General features: G+C 35.4%; 15 protein-coding genes. 10 read left to right on the top strand and 5 right to left on the bottom strand.

What is annotated here, in order from left to right; genetic code table 11:
- Positions 1 to 17: 17 nt before the first annotated feature.
- The 3 genes from PF026_RS03190 (at position 18) to PF026_RS03180 (ending at position 3,457) form a co-directional block, all read left to right on the top strand.
- Positions 18 to 1,433: a Do family serine endopeptidase gene (locus PF026_RS03190; RefSeq protein ID WP_270864308.1), complete on the top strand. Its 1,416-nt coding sequence runs from the start codon at positions 18 to 20 to the stop codon at positions 1,431 to 1,433.
- 102 nt (positions 1,434 to 1,535) lie between these two features.
- Positions 1,536 to 2,222, top strand: coding sequence for a response regulator transcription factor (locus PF026_RS03185; RefSeq protein WP_270864307.1), 687 nt, complete (start codon positions 1,536 to 1,538; stop codon positions 2,220 to 2,222).
- Positions 2,219 to 3,457 (top strand): ArsS family sensor histidine kinase, encoded by a 1,239-nt coding sequence (locus PF026_RS03180; RefSeq protein ID WP_270864306.1) that lies wholly within the window; start codon positions 2,219 to 2,221, stop codon positions 3,455 to 3,457. Before PF026_RS03185 ends, PF026_RS03180 begins: the two co-directional genes overlap by 4 nt.
- A 335-nt stretch (positions 3,458 to 3,792) precedes the next feature.
- On the opposite strand, the gene PF026_RS03175 is transcribed toward PF026_RS03180, so the two are convergent.
- The 5 genes from PF026_RS03175 to PF026_RS03155 form a co-directional block, all read right to left on the bottom strand.
- Positions 3,793 to 5,139: a multiheme c-type cytochrome gene (locus tag PF026_RS03175; RefSeq protein WP_270861153.1), complete on the bottom strand. Its 1,347-nt coding sequence runs from the start codon at positions 5,137 to 5,139 to the stop codon at positions 3,793 to 3,795.
- A gap of 15 nt (positions 5,140 to 5,154) precedes the next feature.
- On the bottom strand, positions 5,155 to 5,706 hold the full coding sequence (locus PF026_RS03170; RefSeq protein ID WP_270861154.1) for a cytochrome c3 family protein: 552 nt from the start codon (positions 5,704 to 5,706) through the stop codon (positions 5,155 to 5,157).
- Between the two features lie 105 nt (positions 5,707 to 5,811).
- Entirely contained in the window at positions 5,812 to 6,381 is a 570-nt protein-coding gene (locus PF026_RS03165; protein WP_270864305.1) for a low molecular weight protein-tyrosine-phosphatase, read from the bottom strand.
- Positions 6,382 to 6,533: 152 nt separating this feature from the next.
- Positions 6,534 to 7,436 (bottom strand): hypothetical protein, encoded by a 903-nt coding sequence (locus tag PF026_RS03160; protein WP_270864304.1) that lies wholly within the window; start codon positions 7,434 to 7,436, stop codon positions 6,534 to 6,536.
- Between the two features lie 61 nt (positions 7,437 to 7,497).
- On the bottom strand, positions 7,498 to 9,525 hold the full coding sequence (locus PF026_RS03155; RefSeq protein WP_270864303.1) for an ATP-dependent helicase: 2,028 nt from the start codon (positions 9,523 to 9,525) through the stop codon (positions 7,498 to 7,500).
- A 64-nt stretch (positions 9,526 to 9,589) separates the two neighbouring features.
- Here PF026_RS03155 and pbpC point away from each other — a divergent pair, with 64 nt between their 5' ends.
- The 7 genes from pbpC (at position 9,590) to PF026_RS03120 (ending at position 23,089) form a co-directional block, all read left to right on the top strand.
- Positions 9,590 to 11,767 carry a penicillin-binding protein 1C gene (gene pbpC / locus PF026_RS03150; RefSeq protein WP_270864302.1) on the top strand — a complete coding sequence of 726 codons (2,178 nt, stop codon included), beginning with the start codon at positions 9,590 to 9,592 and terminating at the stop codon, positions 11,765 to 11,767.
- 74 nt (positions 11,768 to 11,841) lie between these two features.
- A complete protein-coding gene (locus PF026_RS03145) occupies positions 11,842 to 16,974 on the top strand; it encodes an alpha-2-macroglobulin family protein (protein WP_270864301.1) in 5,133 nt (1,710 codons plus the stop codon).
- 145 nt (positions 16,975 to 17,119) lie between these two features.
- Positions 17,120 to 19,738, top strand: coding sequence for a valine--tRNA ligase (locus PF026_RS03140; protein WP_270864300.1), 2,619 nt, complete (start codon positions 17,120 to 17,122; stop codon positions 19,736 to 19,738).
- 42 nt (positions 19,739 to 19,780) lie between these two features.
- Positions 19,781 to 20,149, top strand: a complete 369-nt coding sequence (locus PF026_RS03135) for a DMT family protein (RefSeq protein WP_270859445.1) — start codon at positions 19,781 to 19,783, stop codon at positions 20,147 to 20,149.
- A gap of 115 nt (positions 20,150 to 20,264) precedes the next feature.
- Complete coding sequence (locus PF026_RS03130) at positions 20,265 to 21,248, top strand: diaminopimelate dehydrogenase (RefSeq protein ID WP_270864299.1); 984 nt, start codon at positions 20,265 to 20,267, stop codon at positions 21,246 to 21,248.
- A gap of 114 nt (positions 21,249 to 21,362) precedes the next feature.
- Complete coding sequence (locus PF026_RS03125) at positions 21,363 to 22,328, top strand: methionine ABC transporter ATP-binding protein (RefSeq protein WP_270864298.1); 966 nt, start codon at positions 21,363 to 21,365, stop codon at positions 22,326 to 22,328.
- Positions 22,325 to 23,089: a methionine ABC transporter permease gene (locus PF026_RS03120; RefSeq protein WP_270864297.1), complete on the top strand. Its 765-nt coding sequence runs from the start codon at positions 22,325 to 22,327 to the stop codon at positions 23,087 to 23,089. The genes PF026_RS03125 and PF026_RS03120 overlap by 4 nt, the downstream gene beginning before the upstream one ends.
- The last annotated feature ends 50 nt before the right edge of the window (positions 23,090 to 23,139 follow it).

Here is a 23,139-nt window from a genome sequence, read left to right as displayed (position 1 = left end):
TTTATAAGGAAAATTTAATGAAAAAAATTATTATGTTTTCAGCATTGACAGCCGGTTTGCTTTTTGGTGCTAGTATAAATTTTAACGAAGCTCCGAGCAAATTTGATCGACTAAATCCGGCTTACAACGGCGATGTAGTGCTATCTTTTCATAGTTCAATAAGTGAAGCCAAAAAATCGGTCGTAAATATTTCGACAAGCAAAACGCTAAAATCAGCTCAACACCCGATGAGTGAGCTGTTTGACGATCCGTTTTTTAAACAATTTTTCGGATTTGGTTTTGATATGCCACAACGAGAGAGAAAATCAAGCTCTCTTGGTTCAGGCGTTATTATATCAAATGACGGATATATCGTCACAAATAACCATGTAGTCGAAAACGCAGACGAAGTTTTGGTGACTTTGCTTGATAATGACAAAGAGTATAAAGCCAAAATCATCGGCACAGATTCTAAGACCGATTTAGCGATCATCAAAATAGAAGAAAAAAATCTTTCAGCTATCAAATTTGCAAATTCAAACGACTTAATGGAAGGCGATATAGTTTTTGCTATCGGAAATCCTTTTGGCGTGGGCGGAACGATTACGCAAGGCATAATTTCAGCACTAAATAAAAATAATATCGGCTTAAACCAATATGAAAATTTTATCCAAACAGACGCTTCGATAAATCCGGGAAACTCAGGTGGTGCGTTAGTCGATAGTCGTGGCGCATTAATAGGCATAAATTCAGCTATTCTTAGCAGAAGCGGCGGAAATAACGGCATAGGCTTTGCAATCCCGTCAAATATGGTAAAAGATGTTGCACAAAAATTAATTAGCGACGGCAAAATTGAACGCGGTTATATCGGCGTTATGATAGGCGATCTTACAAAAGATCAAAAAGAAATTTATAAAAATACAGAAGGTGCTCTTATCGTAGGTGTTGAAAAAGATCTTCCTGCCGATAAAGCAGGTATCAAAAGAGGCGATTTGATAACAAAAGTTGATGATAAAACAATCAAAAATTCAAATGAATTAAAAAATTTAATCGGCTCAATGCCGCCAAATAAAACTATCGAAGTCGAATTTGAGCGTGACAAAACTATGAAAACAGCTAAAATCAAGCTAGATAGTATGAGTGGCGATGAAAAAAGTTCTAGCAGTAAAGGCGGAAGCGCTATCGACGGACTTAAACTTAGCAATCTAAATGATGAGCTTCGCCAAAAATATCGCCTTGATAGCGATATTAATGGAGTTTTGGTAACAGGCGTTGAAGACGATTCAAAAGCAGAGGAATTTGGATTTAAAACTGGCGATGTCATAATACAAATCGGTCAAAAAGATGTAAAAAATATGGAAGATTTTAATAAACTCATAAAAGACTACAATGGTCAAAAAACACTTGTTTGGGTTATTAGAAATAGAATTCCACAAGGTTTAGTTATAAAATAATCCAAATTTACACTAATTCGGAGCAAATTTGCTCCGAATTTCTTACAAATTTTAAATTTAATTCTTATTTTGCTATAATCAAGTCCAAAAAAGGAAAAAACAATGATAAAAATTTTAATGATTGAAGATGATACCGAGCTTGCCGAGATTTTATCTGATTATTTAACCCCTTTTGATATGGAAGTTACTATCGTAGAAGATCCTTATGTCGGACTTTCTAAAATAAGAGCAAAGCTAGAAAATTTTGATTTGATTATTTTGGATTTGACTTTGCCGGGTATGGACGGACTTGAAGTTTGCAAAGAAATTCGCAAAACAAACAATATACCAATTATCATTTCAAGTGCAAGACACGATTTAACCGATAAAATAAATGCTTTTGATTTTGGGGCTGATGATTATCTGCCAAAGCCTTATGATCCAAAAGAGTTACTAGCTAGGATAAAAAGCCATATCCGCCGCCAACAAAGCCTAGGCGTAGCGTCAAATTTGGTACCGCAAAATAAAGATTTGGTGCTAAATGAATTCGAACATATCATAACCCTAAAAGGCAAAGAGATAAATTTGACGGTTGCAGAATATGACATTTTACGCTATTTAATAAAAAAAGAAGGTGGCGCAATCACACGAGAAGAGCTTATTTATAACTGCGCTTCAATCGATGAAGATTCGACTATTAAAAGCATAGATGTCATTATCGGGCGAATTCGCCACAAACTAGGCGAAGATCCAAAAAATCCAAAATATATCCACGCTATTCGCGGAGTAGGATACAAACTAATCCAATGAGACGAAATTCGATTTTTTTTACGATAACTTTCATATTTGTTTTGGCTATCGTGGCTATTTCGATAATGTTTTGGTGGCTTATCGGATACGACAAAGAAAACTACCGTAGAGAGTTAAATACTCGCTATGAAATCGTAACAAATTTATATCTTTATAAAATGAATAACTTAATCAGTGAGAGCGAATTTAAACGCCAAATGCAAAATTTTAAAATTCCCGAAGTCCAAGACGAACCAACAAAAAATGAAGTTTTAACTAAAAGCGAGAATTTATATGAAATGGCGACAAGCTTGGGTTCAGGAGCTATTTTATATTTTGAAAAAAAACATTATTTAAAAATCGAGCGAAAAAATGAACTTATTTTACTTTATGATTCAGAGTATCAACCTTATCGTTATGACTTTTTTAGGCTGATTTATTTTGCCGTTTTAATTACACTTTTGGTAACTTATATCTTTACGATACGAAAAATCAAACCACTTCGCAAACTAAAAAGAGAGATTAATAAATTTGCTAATGGAGATTTAAATATAAAAGATGTTAGCGTTGGAAATAACGAAATTTCCGATGTTTCAAAAGCATTTTATGATTCGGTTATGCAGATTAAAAAATTAAATGAATCTAGGCATTTGTTTTTGCGAAACATTATGCACGAGCTTAAAACGCCCATTACAAAGGGACGAATCGCAACCGAGATGATAGAAGAAAGCAAAAACAAAGATCGTTTGATTTCGGTTTTTGAAAGATTAGAAAATTTGATTAACGAATTTGCCGCTGTTGAAAGGGCAACTTCTGGGATAAATTTAGATAATTTTATAGATTGTAGCGTTGAAGATATAGTAAATGAAGCCATTGATTTAGCAATGTGCGACAAAGAGAGAGTAAATTTAGAAAATCCACTCAAACTTAGTATAAATGTCGATTTTAAGCTATTTTCAATCGCCGTTAAAAATATCATCGACAACGGCTTAAAATATGGTAGCGATAAAAAAATTCGCATAGTCGCAACCGCAAAAAGCCTGAATTTTATCACAAAAGGCGAAGCACTAAGTAAGGATTTTAAATTTTATATAGAACCTTTTGCGAAAGGTGAAAATGCCAAACAAAGCTTCGGACTTGGACTTTATATCGTAGATAGTATCTTAAAAGCTCACGGCTTAGAGCTAACATATCGACACGAAAACGGCGAAAATATTTTTAGTTTTGAAAATATTAGTAGTAGTATTATACTCTAACATAAATATTGTAATTATCCGAATAAGCATCGAACTATATTTACTTTACTATTTATAATATTATTACCTTTAAATAAAAAATTTTTCTTAAATTTAAAAAAGCAATGAATTTTTAAATTTGGATTTTATATTTTAAACTGTTAGATCTCTTTTTTAACTTTACCTAAAATTATATTATTGTGAGCAAAAAAAGTAACAAAGTAAAGCATAATTTTTTTAAAAAATGACAACATAATTTTAATATATTCATAGAAATTAGAGTACAATTAAAAATTTAAAACAAAAAAGGCGTCGCCAAATAGCGACGCCTGCAAATTTATCCGACAAGAATCAGATTATTCTATTTTACCAGTTTCAATTCGTTTTTGGTAAATAGTTCTCATTTTTCTGATTTGTTGTTGAACATCAAATACACCATGCCAGTGAGCATAGTCAGGAGCACCCATCATCGCACCCATTCTCATACGGCGACCTTCATGGTGCCATGAGTAGTAGTATGCTCTTTGGAATTCATCACTCCACTCATCATCTTTGAGAAGCTTTTTCTCTTTTAGCTCATTTAGCATTTTCATAGCTTCATCGTGATAGAAGTTATAAAGCATTACATGCTTATCGCCCATTTCGAAGAAGTTAGTTGTAAATGTGCTTGTGTGGCATGATTTACATACCATTGCCATCTCTTTTCTACCTGCATCAGCACCGTCTGGGTGACCTGCAAGAGCATTACCTGTTGTTAGTTTCATGCCCTCTGCCCACTCTTTTGCAGCAGTGTCAAATCCACCGCTTCTTTGATTGCTGTGCGGAGCCCATAGGTTCCATTTCAAGCGAAGGCTAACATTGTGAGTAGTTTTTAGCTCACCGATACCTGACATGTGGCAAACTGCACAAGTTGGAGTTCTATAATCAGGAACATCCCATGTATCAGGTGCGCTGTCAAATTTGTATTTGTCGCCTTCTGTGTTGTATATATGTCCGTGCATTGAGTTGTTGAAAATTTCAATGTTTGGATGATCAGGTCCTAAGTGACATGAAGCACAAGCTTCTGGTTTTCTAGCTTCTACTATGTCAAATTTATGTCTGCTATGGCAAGCAACACAGCTTCCGATTCCGCCGTCAGGATATGCAGTACCGATACCAAAATTTGGCCAAGTCTCTTTTAGAGGTTTTCCTGCGCTATCCATTTTGATAACAGAACCATGACATTGGATACAGCCTGTGATTGCAGGAGCATCTTTTAAATCAGGGTGATCTGCACCTTCATAGTGATACATAAGTTCAAGCATAGGCTTTTTAGCGAACATTTGAACGCCGCCTCTTGCGTGACCGCTTTGGTTGAACTCAGCAACTTCTTTCTCGTGACATTTCGCACAAGTTTTTGAACTAACCAACATACTTACATGGTTAGTGCTATCTTTTGGGTGAGCAGCTTTGATTGCCATTGGGTTGTCAGCAGGGACATTGTGACAATCAACACAGCTTACACCAGCATGAGCGTGACGAGAAGATTTCCAGTCATTTACAATGCCCGGACTCTCTTTTGTATGGCACTCGATACACTCAACCGCCTGAGCAGAAAGTTTTCGATCAACTTTCATGCCCTTCATAAGATTTACATCGCCTACATTTTCCGCAAAACACATCACGGACAAACAGGCAACTGCCAAGAAAATCTTTTTGAACATGTTCTCTCCTTTCTTTTACTTGGTGTTTTCTACTTTACTAAATTTCTCTTTTAAATGAAAGCCTAAATTTTTATGACCAACATTTTCGTGACATTCAACGCAAGTTTTATTTGAAATGCCGTTAAAATAATCACGGTGTGGTAAAAATGACTTCATATTTGAAGCTGTTGCATTTTTGACATTTTCATGACAGCTCATACAACCGCTATCATAAACAAATTCTTTTTTATTTCTACGATTTGCTTCCCAATCGTTATTTTCAGGATCTGAAAACGCAACTTGCCAAGCTTCGCTAATGCCGTTCATAGCTTTTTTGTATGTATAATTCCAAACACTATCGTGTGGCAAGTGGCAACTCACACACTCTGCTTTTACGCCCATTGCGTTATTTCCGCCATGAGTATCTTGCAAATAAGAATCTCTCATAGGCTCCATGACATGGCAACTACTACAAAATTTGTCATCTCCTGTTTTATGAATCATCTCGGCACTCGCTAATGCAATACCAAGACCGATCAAACCGCCAAGTATAAAAACCAAAAAGATTAAAAGTTTTGAGGTTTTCAAATTTAAGTCCTTTTTAATTTAGGTATTTTGTTACAATTTATTTTGCGAGTTATACCAAATTTTGGGGTAAAAACAAATGAGAAAAATCAATTTTTTTTTATTTTTTCAAATCATTCTCAAAATTTTTAATAATGATTCGCAGCCTTTTTTAATGTCAATATAGGTTTTAGCGAAGTTTCCGCTATACCACGGATCATCAATTTCTAAATTCAAATTCGAATTATTTTGAGTTAAAATTTGTCGTAAATTGTCATTAAAACTGCATTTATTTTCATTTGCATTTTGTTGTGTTTTGATAAATTGTGTTACATTTTCATTATTATCTAAATTTGAAAATTCTAGTAACAAAAAAATTTTATTATTTACATCAGTTCCCATAATGCGGGAAAGGTTACGAATATTATTTTTATCCATACATATCAAAAAATCAAAATTTTGATAATCATCTTTTGTAACTTGTGTTGCAGTATGTGGATAAATTTTAATGCCATGTTTTTTTAATTCATTTATCGTGCCGTAATGCACACCATTGCCGATTTCTTCGGTGCTTGTTGCCTTTGAATCTATAAAAAATTCATCAGTTAAATTTGCTTTTTCAACCAAATCTTTCATCACAAACTCAGCCATCGGCGAACGACAGATATTGCCGTGACATACGAATACAAGGCGTTTCATACTAAAATTTTCTCCTTTTTATATGGTATTTTGATAAATTTTTACAAATAAATTTTAAATTTAAATTTTTTGAAAACATTAATTAGTAATACATTGAAAATTCAATCAAATTTCGATTACTTCACCATACCTGCTTCTTTTAAAAAACTTTACTAATTATCTTTGCCGTATATAACCACTGGTTTATTTTTGTTTATCATTACCACTTTTTTTCCAGAAATTACCTTTTTCACAATGTTGGAAGTATTTGTAAATAAATATTCTTTTCCCAAAAATTTGTATGCTAGTTCAGTTAAAGATTCATTGTGAATATCATGGTGTTTTATATATTCTTTAAATTCATCATTTTTTAATAAATCTTCCCTAATAATATTATCAGTATTCTTTATGTCATTTTCTATTTCTGACCATATGCTATCTTTAAATTTCAAAACAAATAAAGAACATTTTAGTGAATTTAATATGCTTTCGTCATCTAAAAAATTAGTATTTGTTGTAATATCTGAAACAGTGGCTGCAAAAATTTCTGAATTTAATCTATGGTCAAACTCTTTTTCTTCCATATAGCTCTCACAATCGTATTTATAGTAAAGATTTAAAATATACAAAGCACCCATTGCAAAAATTAAATTTTTAATATTACCTTTTGTTATTTCTTTTTTTCTGTCGTGTTTGACAGCTTGATATGCACACTTCCATGTATTTTTTCCTTTTTTATTAGCATTTTTTAATGGAGCTATCTTTATTTCATCAAAATAGATTTTATTAGATGAAATAAATATTTCTTTTTTACAAATCTCCCAAATATCATCTAAAAATTTTATACAATCTTCATCAAATTTTAATTCTTTATCATCGTTTATATTCATTTGCCTATATAATTCCTTTGATAAAGATTCTATTTGCATAACGGTCATAACCAATAAATCAGCAATATAGTTAGAATATACGGTCGATTGCTTGTCGTCAAATTGTATATAATTTGCTACTTCTAACACTTTATCTTCTAAATTTTTATAAGAAGCCCAAAAATAATTAAATTTTTCTGGTATCATGCTTGACTCCTATGATATTATTTACATTATGCTATATAAATAAACTTTAATAAATATAAATTTACTTTACCATTCCTGCTTCTTTTAAAAACACGCTTGGTTCGTATGAAATTTTGCGAATTTTATCAAATTTGGCATAGCTTAAAACCAACTCGTCCCTTGCTCTGGTAACGGCGACATAAAAAAGCCGTCTTTCCTCGTCTAAACTGCCGCCCATAGCCATTAGCTTCAAATTTGGAAAGCGATTTTGCGCTAAATCAACCAAAAAAACTTGATCGAATTCCAAACCTTTACTAGCATGAACGCTTAGCAAATTCACACCTTCGCCCTCGCTCATTTCCTTTGAACCCATTGTCAAAAAGTTGTAAAATTTCTCGGCATTTGCGTATTTTACGGCGATTTCATTTAAAATCGCAACCTTATTATAAATTCGCTCGCTCTCTTCTTTTTTTCTATCTTCATCGACCTTGCCGTTTTTTAAAGTAGCCCTTTTTGTCGCTATTTGCGTGGCGATACTAGCAAAAATTTGCGAATTTTTAATTTCAGTTAAAATGTTAAGCGATTTTTGGCTAGTGCCGACTTTTTTGAAAAGTTTATAAATTTCATATAAAAATACCGCCCCGTCGCTACTTAGCTTGTTATATTTTAAAATCGGGTGGCTTTTAAAAAATTCATCAAAACCAAGTTCGCTAAAACGGCTTACAGAGCCGATAGTATCGATGTCTTCAAAAAGTCCAAGACCTACATTTTTTCTCTTTTTCTCAAAAATTTTCACACTCTCATCAGGGTGCATAAATCCTTGCAAAATGCTTCCATGCCCCAAAAGCATAAAAGCGTCAAAAAGTTCCTTGCTTACGGCATTTCCAACGCCACGAGCAAATTCGCAAGTATTGATAAATGCCATTATGTCTTTTGGATTTACCAAAATTCCAAAAATATCCATAAAAGCTTTTATTTCACGGCTTTCAAAAAAGCTAATCCCGCCTTTTCGTTTGCACGAAATTCCAAGCTCTTTAAGCGAAACTTCTGCTGCATCAGCCGATGAATTATTTCGAAAAATTATCGCTATATTTTCATGCGGAAATGGCGAATTTGAGATAGATTTTGCTACACTTGCGTATTGTGCCATAATTTCATCATATATAAATAGTTTTGGCGAAGCAAATTTGCCATCTCGTCCGACGATTAGCTTTTTTTCATACAAACGCGGATTGTTTGCGATGACTTTATTTGCAAGGGCTAAAATCGCAGAAGATGAGCGATAATTTATGTTTAACGCATAAATTTTTGCATTTTTATAACGAGTGCCAAAAGAGCCGATAATGTCGATATTTGCGCCGTTAAACGCATAAATACTTTGATCAAAATCCCCCACGCAAAATAGACTTTTTGGATCAAAAGCGTCTATAAGTGATCCTTGAAGCGAATTTGTGTCTTGATATTCATCGACCAAAACTTCGTCAAATTCGAGTTTTGCACCATTTCTTAGCTCGTCTCGCATTTTTATTAAAATATCATTAAAATCAGCGTAATTAAATTTAGCCTTTTCTTCTTCAAATTCACGCAAAATATCTTCGTAAATTTCGCTAAACTCGGCTTGATCTTCGTAATTTCTAGCAAACCAGTCGCTAAAATTTGCGCTCATTTCTTTATTTTGAAAAAGTGAGTAAATATCGTATAAATATGCCCCGCCGTAAGGTTTAATGTCGCTTATATGATGAAAATTTCGCCTTTCAACTAGGCTTTTTAGTAGCGTTTTAAGTTCGCTTGGTTGTTTTAAAACTACGCCCTTGCCAAGCTTGCTAAGTAGCGTATAAGATACTGCGTGAAAAGTGCCAGCTACGATTTTTGAAGTGATAGATTTATCAAAATGACGCGAAAGCCTAGCTATCATCTCGCTTGCTGCTTTGTTTGTAAAGGTTAAAAGCAGGATTTTTTCGGGTTTCGTTCCTAAATTTAGTAAATGCGCAATTCTAGCAACGATAGTCGATGTTTTGCCCGTGCCTGCACTTGCGATTACTAGATTATAGCCTTTTGGGGCTGTTGCTGCTGTGTATTGCTCGGTATTTAGTTTCGAAAGAGCGTCCATAGAAATCCTTATAAAAAAGCCAAATTATAGCTTAAATTCATTAAATTTCTTTTATAATGACAAAATGAAAAAAATAGTTTTAAAATTTGCAAAAATTTGTTTGATTTTTTTGGCGTTATGTTTTGGCGGTTTTTTGATTTTAGATAGATTATTTCCGTTAAATTTAGAGATGTTAAATAAGCCAAAAAGTCAAATTTTACTTGATAGAAACGATAAAATCATAAATATGAAAATCGCAAAAGACGACATTTGGCGATTTTATACAAATTCCGATGAAATTCCGCAAAATCTCAAACAAAGCGTTTTGTTTTTTGAAGATAGATATTTTTATAGCCATTTTGGAGTAAATTTTTTCTCGCTTTTAAGAGCTTTTGCGTATAATTTTACGCAAAATTCTACACAAAGATTAGGCGGTTCGACAATCACAATGCAAGTAGCGCGAATGATGAACCCAAAAGAACGAACCTATGCAAATAAAATAATCGAAATTTTTAACGCTTTTCAGCTTGAATTTCACTACACAAAAGATGAAATTTTGACAATGTATTTCAATCTCGCCCCTTACGGCGGAAATATCGAAGGGGTTAAAACGGCGGCATATTTTTATTTTGGTAAAAATTTAAACGAGCTTAGTATCGCTCAAAGTGCGCTTTTAAGCGTAATCCCAAAAAATCCAAATAAAAATCGCTTGGATAGAATTTCAAATGTTAATAAGCTCAAAAACCGCCTTATAACCGAGCTTTACAAGGGCAAAATAATTGATGAAAACCAAAAAATAAGAGCCATAAATGAGCCATTTGAAAATACAAGACTAACTTATGCAAACAATGCGGTGCATTATGCAAATTTAGCCTTTACAAACGGCGTAAAAAAGGCAAATTTAGATTTACAAATTCAAACTGCGTTAGAAAATTTTTTAACAAATGAGATTGAAAATTTAAAATCAAAAAGCGTTGCAAACGGCGCAGCTGTGCTAATTGATAATGAAAAAATGCAAGTTATAGCTTACGCGGGAAGCCACGATTTAAATGCAAAATTCGGTCAAAACGATGGCGTAAAATCATCAAAAAATGTAGGCTCAACCCTAAAACCATTTATCTATGCAAAAGCCCTAGAAATGGGTATTATAACGCCACTAACAAAGCTAGTTGATACCGAGCTTTATTTTAGCAACTACACTCCAAAAAATTATGATGAAAAATTTTATGGTATCATCACTGCAACCGATGCTTTGGGCTTTTCGTTAAATATTCCTGCCGTAAAATTAAATTCAATTTTAGGAAAAAATTCACTTTTTTATACTCTGCAAAAGGCAAATTTAACCGATTTTGATGAAGCATATTATGGCGCAGGTATCGCTCTTGGTGGAATTTCGCTTTCACTTTTGGATTTAACTCACCTTTATAGTGTGTTTGCAAAAGACGGAAGATTAAAACCGCTTGAAGTAGCAGGTCGTATCATAGGGAAAAACGAGCAAATTTTAACGCCACAAAGTGCGTATTTGGTTACAAAAATGCTAGAAAATGCCCCGCGAAGCTACCTAAATTCAGTTTGGAAAAATACCGAAAATAAGCCAAATTTAATGTTTAAAACAGGTACAAGTGCAGGCGCAAAAGACCTTTATACGGTAGCACTCACGCCAAAATTCACGCTTGGCGTTTGGCTTGGGAATTTTGACGGAAGCAAAACAAGCGATTTAAGCGGCGGAATAAGCGCAGCACGGGTTGCTTTTAATATGTTTGATTATTTGGATAAAAATTATGAAATTTCAAATTTTATCCCACCACAAGGTATCCAAAAACGCAAAATTTGCACCGATTTTTATTTTGAAGATAATTGCAAGGACGAAAAAGAAGATTTTGTCATAGAAAGTATCGATAGAAATTTAAGTTGCGAAATTTACAAAAACGAAGAGCTTTTTTATCTTTTACGAAATAATTTTTTAGATACAAAAGAGCTTGAAAATGGGCGTTGTGGTGCAAAATTTAAAAGTTTAAAGCCTATTTTAAACGATATTGATAAAAAAAAGTTTCCAGCTTTAACGGACGGAAAAATAAATTTAAAAATTCACTGCACGGCGATTTTTGGCGATGAAATTTTTATCTCATTTGACGATGGAAATTACACACAGATACCAAATTCAAAGCCGTTTTTTAAGGAATTTAGCATAGGCAAACATAGCGTTAAATGCCTTGATAATTATTCAAATTTAATCCGCGCGAACTTCGAAATTACCGAATAAATTTGCAAATTTATTCATAAAAAAGCATTTAATCTATATAATTTTAAAGTTCAAATAAAATTACGGAGAAAAAAATGTTGAAAAAAATTTTTATTTTGCCGTTTTTATGTGGCATGGCTTTTGGTGTGAGCGTAGTGCAAAAGGGAAATTATATCGAATTTGATGATATTTTCATGGATAAAAAATTTTCTATCACACAAGATGAAATTTTTAAATGCGAACCCAAAATAAACGGAACTTATGAATTTATCGATAACGGCGAAATTAGGACAATCAAATTTTATCCAAAAACTCCGTTAATAGCAGGAAAAAAGTATAATTGTTCGCTTCCAGACGGCGGCGAATTTAGCTTTTCTACAAATTCGTTTGGACTAAGCGAATTTCGCAAAATAAAAAGCGGTTTAGTTGTTGCTAAATTTAACGATTTTGTCGATATTGATGAGCTGAAATCAAATTTAACTGTATATAAAATGGAAAATTTGGCAAAAAACGACATAACGCATGAAATTCGCACGGCTGATTACAAGACATTTTTTATCGATTATAACGCTAAAATGGATAAAATCGCCGTTGAAATTTCAAATTCTTTAAAATCTAAATTCGGCGTAAAAATCAAATCAGGTAAGATTTTAAAAACCGACGAAGAGCCATTTGTAGATAATAAAAATGCCATAAATTTGACAGAAGTTTCAGCCACTGGATATAGCTATGATGACGGAAGATTAGGCATTAGGCTTTATTTCAAAGACTGGCTTAGAGCTTCTAGCAAATTTGTTCGCATAAAAGGCGTTTCGAATTTTAGCATTTCCGAGCCGTCATATTGCGGATATTATCGCCATGATGAGAGTATAAAAGAGCAAATTCCTCAAAACGCAAACTACTATATAGACATAAAAAGCGATGAATTTTTGCCAAATGAAAATTATGAAATCACGCTATTAAAGGGATTTGGGGATAATTACACTCTGCTTAGAGAAGATTTGAACTTTAAAATTTTAACACAAGATAGAAAACCTTTTATCGCTTTTTCTGATGAGAAAAAATTCGTGCCAAAGTCGGCAGTCGTGAGCTTTAAAGCTTCAAATTTAAATGAAATCAATGTAATGATCTCAAAACTTTTGGATCAAAATTTGCGATATTTTTTAAATTTTGATGACAACGCCTACCCATACACGAAAGAAATTTTAAGCCAAAAATTCGACATCGGCGGGGCAAAAAATGAAGTTATCGAGCGAAAAATAAATTTTGATTTTAAAGGCTATACGGACGGAATTTACAAAATTTCAGTCGCGTATAAAGACGGCGAAGAGCTAAAAACTATCGATAGAATCGTATATTTAAGCGATATTAGCGCGACTGCGACACTTAGCCAAAACGGAATTTTGATTTTGACTTCAAGGCTAAGTTCGGGCGAAATTTTGCCTAAAACCAATGTTTTGATTTATTCTGATACTAACGAAATAATTTATAACGACAAAACCGATAAAAACGGAATTTTAAAAATAAGCGATAAAGATTTTTTGGATAAAAAACCAAAATCGATTTTTATTCAAAACGGCAAAGAAAGTGCATTTTTGATTTTTAATAATGCCGTTATGGAGTCTGAGCCGACAAAAAATCTAAAACGAAGCTTTTTGTATCTAGCTAGTGATTTAATCAATCCAAACGAGCAAATTCAGGGCGTTTTTATACTAAAAAATAGCGACTTTTCTGCCCTAAAAGGCGTTCCGATAAAATTACGCATTTTTGATCCAAAAAATATAGAAATTCTAAGCAAAGGCGTTAAAACCGATGATTTTGGTGTTGTTGAAATCGATGAAAAAATGGGCGAGATGACAGGAATTTATCGCATTGACGCTATTTTCGAAAACAAAATTATAGCAAGTAAAAATTTCAGCGTTGAAAATTTTATTCCAAATCGCATTAAAAACGATATTATAACGGATAAAAAAGAGTATTTTGAAAATGAATTTATCAAAATAAAAGCCGTATCTAACTACCTTTTGGGCGCTCCAAGTAGCGATATGGACGGAAATTTAATCGCTACAATGTTTGATAAAAAGCTTAAATTTGATGAATATAAAGATTTTTCATTTGAAAATGAGCTGTTGCAAAAAGCCGGTAATACCGAATTTGAAAATATATTTTTTAGACTTGATAAAAACGGCGAAAAAGAGCTAATCATCGCACCTTTGCAAGATCAAAATGTGTCAAATGCTTATGATATTTTGCTAAATTTCAGCGTCAATGACGGCGGAAAAATGGTAAATGCCTATGAAGATGTTGCCTATTTTCCATATAAAAGCATAATCGGCATTAGCGCAAACAAACGCTTTACAAAAACGGATGATAGTGTAAATTTTCAAACTATTTTAATAGATAGCGCGGCTAAAAAGCCAATTTCCGGTGAAATTGATATTGAAATTTACAAAAAAGATTACGATTATGTTTTTAACGGAGATTATTACGCAGAACAGCTAAATTTCGTGCTTATGGATAGTTTTAAAACCAAAAATTCGCAATTTGATTATAAATTTAAAAGCGGTGGCGATTATTTGGTTGTAGCCCATGATTATCTAAGCGGAAGTAGCGCTAGTATCAAAGTCGATGTTAGCGGCTGGGGATACTACGGCAAACTTGATGCAAAATCCATAACAACGGCAAAAATAGTGCTAGAAAAAACCTCTTTTAAACCGGGAGAAATCATAAAAGGTATTATAAATTCGCCGATTGAAAATGGAATTTTAAGCGTTTCGTTAGTTAGCGATGATATTGCTGATTTTGTTGTAAAAGAGTTCAAACAAGGCAGTGGCGAATTTGAGCTAAAAGTTCCGCAAAACTTCACAGGCGGTCATATCTCAGCTTCTATTTTTCGCCCTGCTACGCCTACAAATGCGCCTTTACGAACATTTGCAAATTTAGCAGTTAAGGTCGATAACTCATCTCACAAATCCCCTATTTCGCTATTTCACGATAAATCAAGCAAAAACGGCGAAACAACAAAGATAATAGTAAGCGCAGAACCAAACTCAAAAGTTGTTTTATTTGCCGCGGATATGGGAATTTTAAATATCATCAACCAGCAAGAACTAGACGCTTTTAAGGCTTTTGATACGCCGATTTATTTTGCAATGCGATATTATGATATTTACAATGATTTAAGCACATATTTTACTAATGCCGATGAGCTTAAATTCGGCGGCGATATGGTTATGGCAAATTTCGCTGCGATGAAACGGGATGCAAGTCCTGTGCAAAAACGCAAGGAACGCTCTTTTGTCATTATGAAAAGCGGAAAAACAAACGAACAAGGAACGGCTGAATTTGAACTCAAATTCCCAAGCAATTTTAATTCAAAAGTTAGAATTTCAGCCCTAAGTGTCGATGATAACACGATAAATTCGACAAATTCATATATCGATATAAAAGACGAAGTGGTTATAAAACCTTCCGAGCTTACATATTTGGTTAAAAATGATAAGATTGATTTTTCTTTAACGCTTATGAATACGACAAATTCGGATAAAAATTTAACGCTAAAAATTGAAAATTCGCCAAATTTAAACCTTGGAGAATTTAATAAAAATATAAACCTTAAAGCGCTTTCAAATTCGCATGAAAAATTCAGCCTAAATGCGCGTGATTTAGGAAATGCAAGTTTAAATTTTATAGTCCAAGATAAAGATAAAATCTATAAAAACAAACTCGAATTTAGCGTTATTTCGCAATTCCCTGCAAGTAAATTTTTTAAATCAGGCTTTGCGAAGTCAAAAATAGATTTAAATCTAGGCGATGAAAGCTATAAAAACGCCTTTATAAATGTTTCGGCAACGCCAAATGCCGTTTCGTTCGTGCAAGATTTAAACTCGTATCCGTATGGTTGCACCGAGCAAATCACTTCAAAAATGGTCGCGCTAAATCATCTTTATCAAAGAGATAAAAACGCCACAACGCTAGATAAAATCAAAGATAACGCAAGGGTAGTTATTTCTCGTCTTAAAAATGACGGCAGTTTTGGCTACTGGTCGGCTTACGGGCATACAAACGAGTATGCTTCGGTTTATGCAGCTGATATTTTGCTAGAATTTGATGAAAAATATAATTTCATCGGCGAAAATCAACGCAAACTGATATATAAATATTTGAAAATAAATTTCAAAAATAACTTTTTAAAAACCTATGCAAATTTTATTTTAAATCGCCACAAACAGCTACCGGTAAGCGAGATAAATTTTATGTTTGACAACCTTATTTACGATGTAAGTTTGCATAGTCGCTATATGATGGCGCACATTTTAAAAACGAATAATATGCAAAAAGAATTTGATATTGTTTTGCAAAAAATAAATTCGCAATTAAACGATATTGGTAAATTTGATGATGTTGTTTTTGATAGTAGTTATAGAAATATCGCTTTTGCACTTTTTGTCCATGCCTTAACATTAGAGCCAAACCAAAATTCGCTAAGTTTTATAGACTATTTAACAAATAATTTTGAAAATATCAAAAGCACGCAAGAAAGAGCTTTTATAGTCAGAGCTTTTGATGAATATTTTAAAAATATCGATTCTAAGGCGAATTTTGCACTCGAATTTGACGGCAAAATAGATGAATTCAGTGCTCAAATTTCAAGGCAATTTGCTCTTGAAAATCCACAAATTTCGATTCTGCCAAAAGATGAAAAAGGCGTGTTTTATTCGGTTTTATCATTTGGTTATGAAAAAGTGCCTTTAAAACACAAAGATTTCGATCCTAGCGAATTTGATAAACCTTTTGCAAAATTTAATCCCGAGCTTAAAATTTTTAGAGAATTTACCGATACGAACGGCAAAAAAGTAGATCTAAATAGCCTAAAAGTCGGCGATAGAATTTTTTCTAAAATTAAGGTTTATTCGAATTTTTGGGTGAGAAATTTAGCTATCGATGAAGCCGTTAGCAGCTGTTTTGAAACGGTAAATGAAAGACTTTATCCTAGCACTCGCACAAAATTTACGCAAGATAAAGCCAAATTTAACCACAAAGAGTATCTATTTGATAGAGTGCTTTATTTTCCAAATGATTTTACGCGCGAGATTACCATTTTTACGCCGTTAAATGTCGTCATAAGTGGCGAATGCTCACTTCCTGCTGTAAAAGCTGAATATATGCAAGATGAAAGTTTAAATGACTACGACCTAGAAATGCTTAAATTTAAGGTTAGCGAGTGAAAAAATTTATAAATTTTGGCGAAATAAATTTTCGCCAAAATTCACTTTAAAATATCCGTAAATTCAGCTTTAATCAACTCTTTATACAAATTTTGATAAAATCGCCGAATTTATTATGAATTCACAAAATTTAAAAGGCGAAAAAATGGCAGATTTTTACAATCCAAAAGAAGTTGAAGAAAAATTTTATAAAATTTGGGAAGAACGGGGTTTCTTTGAGATCGACGGTAACAAAAATATCCAAGAAGATGGCAAAACTTTTTGCATTATGATGCCACCGCCAAATGTAACGGGCGTTTTGCACATAGGACACTCGCTGACTTGCACACTCCAAGACATTATGACGCGCTATAAACGCATGGACGGATACAAAGCGCTGTATCAACCGGGACTCGATCACGCTGGAATCGCCACTCAAAATGTCGTCGAACGAGAACTTTTAGCCCGTGGCATAAAAAAAGAAGAAATCGGCAGAGATGAGTTTTTAAAACATGTTTGGAAATGGAAAGAGCAAAGCGGCGGCACGATAGTTAGGCAAATTAGGCGTCTTGGCGTGGGTCCTGCGTGGAGTAGAGAGAGATTTACTATGGACGACGGGCTTAAAAACGCCGTGCGAAAAGCCTTTGTAAATTTATACGAAAAGGGTTTAATCGTGCGAGGCAATTATATGGTGAATTGGTGCACTCACGACGGCGCCCTAAGCGATGTCGAAGTCGAACACAAGGCAAACAAAGGCAAACTTTACTATGTGAGATACTTCCTTTGCGATGAAAAAGATAAATTTATCGTTGTAGCGACCACTCGCCCTGAGACATATTTCGGCGACACTGCTGTAATGGTAAATCCAAATGACGAACGCTATAAAAATTTAATCGGAAAATTTGTAGAACTCCCTATTATAGGGCGAAAAATCAAAATCATCGCCGACGAGCATGTCGATATGGCTTTTGGAACAGGATGCGTAAAAGTAACCCCAGCGCACGATCAAAACGACTACGAAGTCGGCAATCGCCACGATTTGGAATTTATCACAATCTTTGACGAAAAGGGAATTTTAAACGAATATTGTGGCGAATTTGCTGGACTTGAACGCCTTGAAGCCAGAGATAAAATCGTCGCAAAACTTGATGAGCTAGGCTTTATCGAAAAAATCGAAGATTACGAAAATCAAGTCGGGTATTGCTATCGCTGTAAAAATGTCGTCGAGCCGTATATCTCAAAGCAGTGGTTTGTCAAATCTGACATCGCTAAAAACGCCATAAAAATGGTAAATGACGGCGGGGCTGAGTTTTTCCCGTCGCACTGGATAAATAGCTTTAATGCATGGATGAGAGAGTTAAAAGACTGGTGCATTAGCCGTCAGCTTTGGTGGGGACACCGAATCCCTGTGTTTTACTGCGAGTGCGGACACGAGTGGGCGGACGAGTGCGAAAACCCTAGCCAATGCCCAAAATGCGGAAGTGCGAAATTCACGCAAGACCCAGATGTCCTTGATACTTGGTTTTCTAGCGGCTTGTGGCCGATTTCGACACTTGGCTGGGGCAACGGCGACGCGCTAAAAGATGAAAAATGGCATGAGAGCGATTTAGCAGAATTTTACCCAAATACTATGCTTATTACGGGCTTTGACATACTTTTCTTTTGGGTTGCAAGAATGTTTTTCCAATGCGAAAATGCTACTTCTAAATTGCCATTTCACGATGTCTATCTCCACGCCCTAGTTAAGGACAAAGACGGCAAAAAAATGAGTAAATCAAGCAAAAATATCGTCGATCCGCTCGATAAAATCGACGAATATTCAGCCGACATTTTGCGATTTACGCTGACTGTTTTGTGCGTGCAGGGACGAGATCTACGCCTAAGCGACGATAAGCTTTTGATTTATCGAAATTTCGTAAATAAACTTTACAACGCAAGTAAATTTTTGCTTTTAAATTCGGCTAAATTCGGTGATTTGGACGAAAATTTGGTTCAAACGAAGCTTGGAGAGTATATGCTAAGCCGTTTTAAGGCGTGTGTAAATTCGGTCAGGGCAAATCTCGACGCGTATCGCTTCAACGACGCTGCGACTGATTTATACAAATTTTTCTGGGACGAATTTTGCGACTGGGGGATTGAGCTAAGTAAAGCAAACAAAGCCGCAATCCCTGAGCTTGGTATGATTTTTAAAGAAGCTTTGAAGCTTCTTAGCCCCTTTATGCCGTTTATCAGCGAATATCTTTACCACGAGCTTAGCGGGACTTCGTTGGAGAACGGAGAATCCGTAACCATGATGAGATACCCAAAAACTTCGGCGCAAAATGAGCAAATCGAAAAGCTTTTTGAGCGCGTGATTGAAGCGATTGTGAGCATTCGCCGAGCAAAAGCGACGATTGATTTAGGAAATGCCAAAATCGCAAAAGCTTTTGTGCTAAGCTCATTTGATTTAAGCGGGGCGAAAGATTATATCAAAACCCTTGCTAAATGCGATGAAATCGAGTTTGTAAGCGCTCCTGTGGCAAATGCCGTGCGTGATGTGAGTGCGAATTTAGAAAGCTTTGTTGCGCTTGAAGGCGTGGATTTAAACCCTATCATAAATCGCCTAAATTCGCAAAAAACCAAGCTTGAAAAAGAAATCGCAAAGCTAGAAAATATGCTAGGAAATGAAAAATTCATCGCTTCTGCCCCAGCTAGCGTCATCGAAACAAATCGCAACGGCTTAGCAAACGCAAAAGAGCAGTTTGAAAAAGTTTGCACCGAACTAGCAAATTTGGGAGTGAAGTGAAAAATGCGAAAGAGTATAAAATTAAAAATTTAGGCAGATAAAATGAAACCATACTACACCATAATTTTACTGATTTTTTCAAATGTTTTGATGACGATTGCGTGGTATGCGCACTTGAAATTTACCAAAATTCCGTTTTTTAGCAACCTTGGGCTTTTTGGGATTATTCTATTTGGCTGGTGCGTGGCGTTTTTCGAGTATTGTCTGCTAATCCCTGCGAATAAATACGGCTACATCGGTAACGGCGGTTCGTTTGACATTTGGCAGCTAAAAGTCATGCAAGAAGTCATCACGCTTAGCGTTTTTAGCGTGTTTGCACTGCTGATTTTCAAAAGCGAAGCCTTTCGCATAAACCACATTATAAGCTTTGTTTTCCTAGTTTTGGCTGTGTATTTTATGTTTAAAAAATAGGAAATTTTATGATATTTTTTGGTTTTTCAAAACGATTTTGGCGATTTGAAATGGTGCCGTGAAAGCCCAAAAATAGGCAAAATTCAGAAATAAAATTTAATAAAAAGGATAAAAAATGAGTAAAATCAAAGTAGGAATTTTAGGTTATGGAAATTTAGGTCGTGGCGTGGAGCTTGCCGTGCGAAACACAAGCGATATGGAAGTTTTTGGCGTTTTTTCTAGGCGTGAGCCAAGTAGTGTGAAAACCTGCGGCGCGAGTGTATTTAGCATAGATGAGATTTTAAATTTCAAGGGCAAATTCGATGTTTTGGTGCTTTGCGGTGGCTCGGCGACTGATTTGCCAACTCAAACGCCAGAATTTGCCAAAAACTTCTGCGTCGTCGATAGCTTCGATACACACGCCAAAATCCCTGAACACTTCGCAAATGTCGATAACGCAGCCAAAAGTGGCGGAAATGTCGGTATTATCGCTATTGGCTGGGATCCGGGTCTGTTTTCGCTAAATCGCCTTGTGGGCGAAAGCGTGCTAGAAAGTGGCGAAAGCTACACATTTTGGGGCAAAGGCGTGAGTCAAGGGCATTCTGACGCTATCCGCCGAATCAAAGGCGTAGTCGATGCTAGACAATACACTGTGCCGATTGAAAGCGCGTTAGCAAGTGTCAGAGCCGGAGAAAATCCAAATTTAAGCACCCGTGAAAAGCATTTGCGTGAGTGCTTCGTGGTCGTCGAAGACGGCGCAGACAGGGCGAAAATCGAAAACGAAATCAAAACAATGCCAAATTATTTTGCTGATTATGATACGACCGTGCATTTTATCGACTTAGAGACATTAAAACGCGAACACGGTGGAATCCCGCATGGTGGCTTCGTGCTAAGAAGCGGTAGCACAGGCGAAAATGGCGAGACAAAACACCTAATCGAATTTAGCCTAAAACTTGATTCAAACCCCGAATTTACGGCTAGCGTGCTGGTGGCTTACGCAAGAGCGGCGCACCGACTGCATAAAGAGGGCAAAAGCGGTGCGTTTAGCATTTTTGACATCGCACCGGCGCTAATCTCGCCAAAAACCCCTGAGCAGCTCAGAAAAGAGATTTTGTAAATTTACTTGCCGTGCGAAATGCCAAATTTGGCGAATTTGCACGGCAAATTTGCAAATTTATGTCTAAATTTAAGCAAATTTAGACATAAATTTGCGACATAAAAGGAAAATCTAGTGATAAAAATCGAAAATTTGCATAAAAGTTTTGGCGATAACGAGATTATAAAAGGTGTTTCAGCCGATATTAAAAAAGGCGAAATTTTCGCTATTGTGGGGCATAGTGGTGCAGGTAAAAGCACCCTGCTTCGCTGCATAAATGGGCTAGAAGATTACCAAGCAGGAAGTGTCAAAGTCGCAGACAAAGAAGTCGCAAACCTAAAAGGCGATGAAATCCGTGAATTTCGCAAAAATATCGGTATGATTTTCCAGCATTTTGCACTGATGAGCCGAAAGACGGTATTTGAGAATGTCGCCACGCCGCTTAGATTTTGGAAATTTGATGAAAATCACATAAAAGAACGAGTCGGCGAACTGCTCGAACTAGTCGGTTTAAAAGATAAAGCAAACGCCTACCCAAGCGAACTCTCAGGCGGTCAAAAGCAAAGAGTGGCGATCGCAAGGGCATTAGCGTTAAAACCGCAAATCCTGCTTAGCGACGAAGCCACTTCTGCGCTTGACCCAAACACCACAACGCAGATTTTGCATTTGTTAAAAGAAATCAACAAAACGCTTGGCATTACCATTGTTCTGGTGACACATGAAATGGAAGTCGTCAAAAGCATTGCAAATCGTGCGATTTTGCTTAAAGACGGCGTTGTCGTGGGCAGTGGCGACATCGTGGAGCTGTTTTTGCACCCTGATGAAAATATGAAGGAATTTTTGGGCGAAGAAGAAATTTTGCCACAAAATAATATAAATGTTAAGCTTTTCTTTCCGCCGAGTGTGGCGTTTGATAGCATTATCACGCACATGGCGCACGAGCTTGGCATAAATTTCAACATAGTTTGGGGTAAGCTTGAACGCCTTGATAAAAGCGTCGTGGGAAGCCTTGTCATAAATGTTTTACCAAGTCAGCTTGAAGCTGTGGAAAAATTCGTAGCCAAAAAAGGCGTGATTTACGAGATTGTGGAGAGAAAATGAGCGAGAAAAATTTATTTTTGAAATTTGGTTTTAAAACCGCTTTAACGCTATTTATTACATTTTTGGTGCTTTTTGGAAGTGAAAAATTTTGGGGATTAAAAGGCTATAAATTTAATGACAAAATTTATGCAGAACTGCAAAAATCAGTCATCGACACGCTTTATATGACTTTTACTTCTACGCTTTTGGCTTTTATTATTGGTTCAGCACTTGCCATTTTGCTGATTTTGACCCGAAAAGACGGACTTATGCCAAATAAAGCCATTTATAGTTCGCTCGATGTCGTCGTAAATACGCTTAGAAGTTTTCCATTTTTGATACTCATTGTCGTGCTTTTTCCATTTACCAAATTTCTTATCGGCACGAGTATCGGCACGACGGCAGCTATCGTGCCACTGACAATCGGCTCGGCTCCGTTTATCGCTAGACTTATCGAAAATGCTCTGCTTGAAGTTGATAGTGGTATCATCGAAGCTGCGAAGAGTTTTGGTGCGAGTAAAGCCCAAATCATATTTCGCGTGATGTTTGTAGAAGCTTTGCCGTCGATTATAAACGCCATAACGCTAACTTTGATCGTCATCATCGGATTTACGGCAATGGCTGGGACTGTGGGCGGTGGCGGTTTAGGCGATGTGGCTATTCGATTTGGTTTTCAACGCTTTCGCCCTGATATTATGACTTATACGGTTGTTATTTTAATAGTAATCGTCCAAATAATACAGAGTTTTGGGGATTTGCTTTATAAGGTTACGAAAAAATAAAATCTAAATTTTTTAGCTAAATTTTAAATTTCGTATCACCCAAAAGTGAT

Source organism: Campylobacter sp. CS_NA3, assembly GCF_027797495.1.
Classification (GTDB): Bacteria; Campylobacterota; Campylobacteria; order Campylobacterales; family Campylobacteraceae; genus Campylobacter_B.
Note: the sequence above shows the minus strand (reverse complement) of the source record. Positions and strands in the feature narration are given on the sequence as shown.

Excerpts from the sequence above, each read along its gene's own strand:
- PF026_RS03145 (WP_270864301.1), top strand. The coding sequence starts at position 11,842 with ATGTTGAAAAAAATTTTTATTTTGCCGTTTTTATGTGGCATGGCTTTT.
- PF026_RS03135 (WP_270859445.1), top strand. The coding sequence starts at position 19,781 with ATGAAACCATACTACACCATAATTTTACTGATTTTTTCAAATGTTTTG.
- PF026_RS03180 (WP_270864306.1), top strand. The coding sequence starts at position 2,219 with ATGAGACGAAATTCGATTTTTTTTACGATAACTTTCATATTTGTTTTG.
- PF026_RS03120 (WP_270864297.1), top strand. The coding sequence starts at position 22,325 with ATGAGCGAGAAAAATTTATTTTTGAAATTTGGTTTTAAAACCGCTTTA.
- pbpC (WP_270864302.1), top strand. The coding sequence starts at position 9,590 with ATGAAAAAAATAGTTTTAAAATTTGCAAAAATTTGTTTGATTTTTTTG.
- PF026_RS03155 (WP_270864303.1), bottom strand. The coding sequence starts at position 9,525 with ATGGACGCTCTTTCGAAACTAAATACCGAGCAATACACAGCAGCAACA.
- PF026_RS03165 (WP_270864305.1), bottom strand. The coding sequence starts at position 6,381 with ATGAAACGCCTTGTATTCGTATGTCACGGCAATATCTGTCGTTCGCCG.
- PF026_RS03190 (WP_270864308.1), top strand. The coding sequence starts at position 18 with ATGAAAAAAATTATTATGTTTTCAGCATTGACAGCCGGTTTGCTTTTT.
- PF026_RS03140 (WP_270864300.1), top strand. The coding sequence starts at position 17,120 with ATGGCAGATTTTTACAATCCAAAAGAAGTTGAAGAAAAATTTTATAAA.
- PF026_RS03185 (WP_270864307.1), top strand. The coding sequence starts at position 1,536 with ATGATAAAAATTTTAATGATTGAAGATGATACCGAGCTTGCCGAGATT.
- PF026_RS03130 (WP_270864299.1), top strand. The coding sequence starts at position 20,265 with ATGAGTAAAATCAAAGTAGGAATTTTAGGTTATGGAAATTTAGGTCGT.
- PF026_RS03160 (WP_270864304.1), bottom strand. The coding sequence starts at position 7,436 with ATGATACCAGAAAAATTTAATTATTTTTGGGCTTCTTATAAAAATTTA.
- PF026_RS03175 (WP_270861153.1), bottom strand. The coding sequence starts at position 5,139 with ATGTTCAAAAAGATTTTCTTGGCAGTTGCCTGTTTGTCCGTGATGTGT.